General features: G+C 41.4%; 3 protein-coding genes. 2 read left to right on the top strand and 1 reads right to left on the bottom strand.

Annotated features, from left to right (window positions below; translation table 11 throughout):
• The first annotated feature begins 43 nt into the window (after positions 1–43).
• A complete protein-coding gene (locus tag ACYVAA_RS22195; RefSeq protein ID WP_460546123.1) occupies positions 44–532 on the top strand; it encodes a Dps family protein in 489 nt (162 codons plus the stop codon).
• A 112-nt stretch (positions 533–644) separates the two neighbouring features.
• Here the strand turns inward: ACYVAA_RS22195 and ACYVAA_RS22190 are convergent, their stop codons facing one another.
• Positions 645–3,194, bottom strand: coding sequence for a phosphoenolpyruvate carboxylase family protein (locus ACYVAA_RS22190; RefSeq protein WP_460546121.1), 2,550 nt, complete (start codon positions 3,192–3,194; stop codon positions 645–647).
• 348 nt (positions 3,195–3,542) lie between these two features.
• Here ACYVAA_RS22190 and ACYVAA_RS22185 point away from each other — a divergent pair, with 348 nt between their 5' ends.
• Positions 3,543–4,679, top strand: coding sequence for a lactonase family protein (locus ACYVAA_RS22185; RefSeq protein WP_460546119.1), 1,137 nt, complete (start codon positions 3,543–3,545; stop codon positions 4,677–4,679).
• Positions 4,680–4,967 lie beyond the last annotated feature (288 nt).

The raw sequence follows: 4,967 nt of genomic DNA, 5'->3' as shown, positions 1-4,967 counted from the left end.
CTTAACAGAAGTAATTATTGTTGATCTAAAATAAAACACAACCATGCAAAAAACAGAGAAAAGAATCTTTAAAAAACTGGGCTACAACAAAGAAGAATCTGAAAAAATAGTTGGATCGCTTAACCTACTATTGGCCAATTATCATGTGCATTATCAAAAGCTAAGAAACTTTCACTGGAACGTCACTGGTGGAGACTTCTTTGATCTTCACGAAAAGTTTGAAGAGCTATATAATGAAGCCTTTGAAAACATTGATTTGATTGCCGAAAGGATACGGGTTTTTGGAATGACGCCCTTGAGTTTGATCCAAGATTACCTTGACCATGCAGACATCAAAGAAGTGGGAACGGAGTTAAGTTCTGACAATATGGTCAGGGAAGTACTCAGCGACTTTGAAATCCTTGCTGAAAACATGAACGATTGCGCTGAAAACGTGGCTGACCTCGGAGATTCAGCGACGGAAGATATGTTGATCGCCATGATTAAAAGTATCGAACAGCACCACTGGATGCTAACTTCATTCCTAAAATAAAAGGCAATCATTTCCTTTTATTAGGATTATTACATCGCTAAATCCAAACTTAGCCGTAAAAAAAATCCCCGACCTTTTCTGGTCGGGGATTTTTGCTTATAGCTACCATTTATTAAGCGGCATTCCTTGCTGCATTGATAATACCAAACATGGTCCGTAATATCAACTTCTGCAGTGTGGCATTTTCCTTTCCGGAATCCAGCATTTCTTGAATCGCATATTGCTGGATAGTAATCAATGGAAGAACGATTTTCTCCCTGATTTCAATGGATTTTTTACTTACTTCATTATCCTCTAGCAACTCGTTCATACCGGAGATTTCCAATATTTGATCGAGTGAACGCTTATATTCATCATGCATTAAATTCCAGAAATCACCGTAGCTCTCGTTATCCTTCAGGTAAGCGGTGGAAGGATAGAAAGATTTGGCCAATGACTGCATGGAATTCCCCAACAGTGACCTAAAGAACAATGAATCCCGGTAAAGCTGGGCGACTTGGTCTTTTTTACCTCGTTTTTCCATCTCAGCAATGGCTTTACCGACCCCGTAGAAGCCTGGGATATTTTGTTTCATCTGTGCCCAAGAACCTACAAACGGGATAGCTCTCAGGTCTTCAAACTTCATTCCTTCACCCTTGCTTCGCTTCAAAGGACGGGAACCGATATTGGTCTTTCCAAAGAATTTCAATGGAGTGACTTTCTCCAAATAAGGAACAAATTGTGGATGGCTCTTGAACTCTTTGTACGCCTGATAACTGATATCGGCCATTTCATCGATCACGGCCCTTTGCTCATCCGTCAGTCTGTTCTCCACAGTAGGATACAAATGGTTCTCCAAACCTGCACTCAGAAGCTGCTCCAAGTTATAGGTACAAGAGACCGGTTTACCGTAATTGGCAGAAATCGTCTGCCCTTGGATGGTTACCTGAATCTCTTCATTCTCCACCTGATCGCCTAGGGAAGCATAGAAGTTGTGCATATTTCCACCACCTCTTGCAGGAGGTCCTCCCCTACCGTCAAAGAATATGACGCTTACTTCATATTTTCTGGACATTTTGGTGAGCTCTTCTTTAGCTCTTAGGATGGACCAGTTTGCCCTGATATAGCCACCATCTTTGGTACCGTCAGAGAATCCAAGCATAATGGTCTGCTTTCCTCCTCTTGACTTAAGATGGGCAGAATAAACTTTATCTGTGTACAACTGCTCCATAATAGCAGGAGCTGCCGCCAAGTCATCAATGGTCTCAAAAAGCGGTACAATATCCAACTTCAGATCCCCCTTAGGAGCCAGTTTAAGTTTATTTAGCTGGTAAACTTGAAGGATATGCAAGGCAGATTGACAGTTGGAGATGATGTACCTGTGAAGGCCTTCAGCACCATTGTTATCCTGCACGTAGCTCACTGAAGCAATACTCTCCAGCATTTCCTGATGGAATTCATCCTTCAGGCTTTGCGGGCTAGGCAACTTCTTAAACCCAAGTATTTTTTTGATTTTTTCTTCCTCAGAACCAGCTTCATAGGCTTTTAGCGCCTCTTTCCCTTCTGTTACTTCAATGATTTCAGCCCATAGCGCCTCGTGCTTGCGGCTATCCTGTCTCAAGTCCATACTGGCAAAATAGAAGCCGAAGACTTTCACTTTCAGGATAAACTCATCCAACAGATCAAGGAACAATCCTTCATGGTCTTTGATAATGATCTCACGTGCCTTGAGCAACACATCCAGCAATTCTTCCTTGGATTTGAAAACTTTTTCGCCTCCAAAAAGCGTCTTATAGATTCCTCTTTCCGCCTCAAGCAGCAAAGGCTCCACGCCTCTGAAGGTCAGTCTCCTTCTCACCTTTCTTACATCCCTGTACAGACATTTCAAGATCGTTTCCTGCAGTTTGTCCGCCACATTCATAGTGATTTGGTGGGTCACGTAGGGGTTACCGTCTCTATCACCTCCGGGCCAAAATCCAACCCTTAGCAAGTTCGGGTTATCCCACTCCGGAATAGGTATATCGAGTTTTCTCAATACACGAACCAAAATATCAGGAATACTTTTGTAGAACACGTGTTCTAAGAACCAGCATAGACTGACCGCCTCCTCGTAAGGGGAAGGTTTTTCCCGATTGATAAAAGCGGTTTTGCCCAATTGTCTCAACAGCAAATCGATATTTCCCAGGTCATTGTTTCTAATGGCCGTCTCCAGATCGGTAATGATGGCCAATACGTTTCCAGGATAAAACTGCGTCGGGTGAGCAGTAAGGGTCAGACGAATAGAGAATGTCTTGAGTTTCTCAATCAGTTCCTCTTTTTTCTTGTCGTTTTCAGCCCTGGAAATCAAAGCATTCATGGTCCCTTGACCTTTGACATCATTGATTTTCTCAAATGCCGCATCTTCAAGAGAGTCAAACAATACAACCTGTCTTTCTACGTATTGAACCAGTTTGAACAGAAGGTTATGTTTCTCCTTGATCGAGTCGGAAGACATCATGCCTTCAAAAAACTGGTTGATGATCTCTTTGGGCGTTTTACCTTCCTTAAAGCCCTTTTGGCAAGTCGATGACAGGATAGGAAGCAGAGTCCCCGTCCGGTAAATGTCATCAAAAGGTAAATCGAGAAATAAACTGTTATAGATGGTAAACCTTTTGGCAACCTCAGTTTGGTAGGTATTTGACATGGTTTAAAGTAATGTTTTTATTTAAATATTAAATTAATCAAAACACTAGGTATCAAAAACATTTTGATCAAAAACACTGCAATCTAAAGAAAATAATTCAGAAAAACCGATATTTTATTGATTTATACACAAAAAAAACGGCATTTTTTCAATAATTCATCAATATCGAGCTGACATTTCAAATGGAGCAAATCCATTTTTTTTCCCAGACTGACCTAAAGTTAAGCTTTATTATGGATATTGAAACATTGAGCAATTTAAATTCAGAAACAAATTATATTTACTCTTCATCAAGAAAATCTAAACAAGAAAACCGTGAAAATGTTTCTAATTAAATTATTTCCCCTTATGCTTTTTGGCCTCCTTTCCTGTGGACAATCAGCCTCTGACAAAGCTGAAACCCCAGTTACCGAAACCCCAACCATTAAATTTTGGATGGGCACTTATACCTCTAATCCAAATCAAGGGATCCACCTGATTGCCTTTGACCCGGACACTTATCAATTCGATTCGCTTCTTTTACAAGGCAACGTCAACAACCCTTCATTTGTAATCACCAACAATGCGGGCGACTTGGTCTTTTCAGTGCAAGAAGAGGGAGGGGAAAACGGAGGCAGTGTGTGCTCCTTCCGGTTTGACAGTAAAACAGCAAGCTTGGAAAAAATAAGCACTTCCTCTACCCTAGGAAGCGGCCCTTGCTTTATCACGCTGGACCCCAGTGAAAAATATATTTTGGCAGGAAATTACGGCAGTGGCGACCTTGCCGTCATCCCCATCTTGGAAAATGGCAGCTTGGGACCAGCTGTTCAGGACATCCAGCACCAAGGAAACAGTGTAAATAAAGACAGGCAGCAAGGACCTCATGTCCACAGCCTCACCTTTCACCCCAATGGCACCCAGGTTTTTGTAGCTGACTTAGGCACGGACAAAGTCAATATCTACGATTTCGATCCTTCTTCGGAAACTCCCCTAAGCGAATCTTCTCCAGCCTACTTTGAAGTAAAACCCGGATCAGGCCCAAGACACTTGGCCTTCAACAAAACCGGGGATAGAATTTACCTTATCCACGAAATGACATCAGAAGTAGGACTGTATGCTTATGATCTCGAAGACAAAACTATTCGCCATATAGAAACCTACCCATTGGTGCAAGAAGGGTTTCAGGGCGAGCTGGGAGCTGCTGAAATAAAAATATCCAGCGATGGAAAATACCTATATGCCTCCAACCGTGGCGACTCCAATGAAATCGTAGTGTTCCGTATCCAAACTGACTCGGGTAAGTTGGAAAAAATCCAAACCATCTCTTCCGGTGGGGAGACACCCAGAAATTTCTCCTTGTCCCCGGACGGGAAATTCCTTTTCACCGCAAATCAAAATTCCCATAATATCATCGCTCATAAAAGAAATCCCGAAACGGGAATAATCTCCCCACTTGAATCCGAATTCAGCATTCACAAACCTGTATATTTCTTTATGCTTGATTAGTTTTTAGCAGGAAATGGAAACCTCATGGCTTCCATTTCCTGCCTATATGCCATTACTGAGAAACACAGAAATTACTCACTCAATACCAAGCACTTAAAAACATAAAGCCAACATTTTTTTGAAGAAAAACTTAACAGAGGGATAACTTTTCAACTAGCCGTAAGCCTATCAGCAATTCACTAAAAAACCTCCATTTCACTACTAATAAAACAAAAAACATAGAATATAAAACTATAAACAGCACCAAAAACGATACAAAAAGCTAACTCAACTAACTTTTTCTCCTTA

This window comes from Echinicola sediminis (assembly GCF_054777495.1).
This window is presented reverse-complemented; position numbering and strand designations above follow the sequence as displayed.

Excerpts from the sequence above, each read along its gene's own strand:
- ACYVAA_RS22195 (WP_460546123.1), top strand. The coding sequence starts at position 44 with ATGCAAAAAACAGAGAAAAGAATCTTTAAAAAACTGGGCTACAACAAA.
- ACYVAA_RS22185 (WP_460546119.1), top strand. The coding sequence starts at position 3,543 with ATGCTTTTTGGCCTCCTTTCCTGTGGACAATCAGCCTCTGACAAAGCT.
- ACYVAA_RS22190 (WP_460546121.1), bottom strand. The coding sequence starts at position 3,194 with ATGTCAAATACCTACCAAACTGAGGTTGCCAAAAGGTTTACCATCTAT.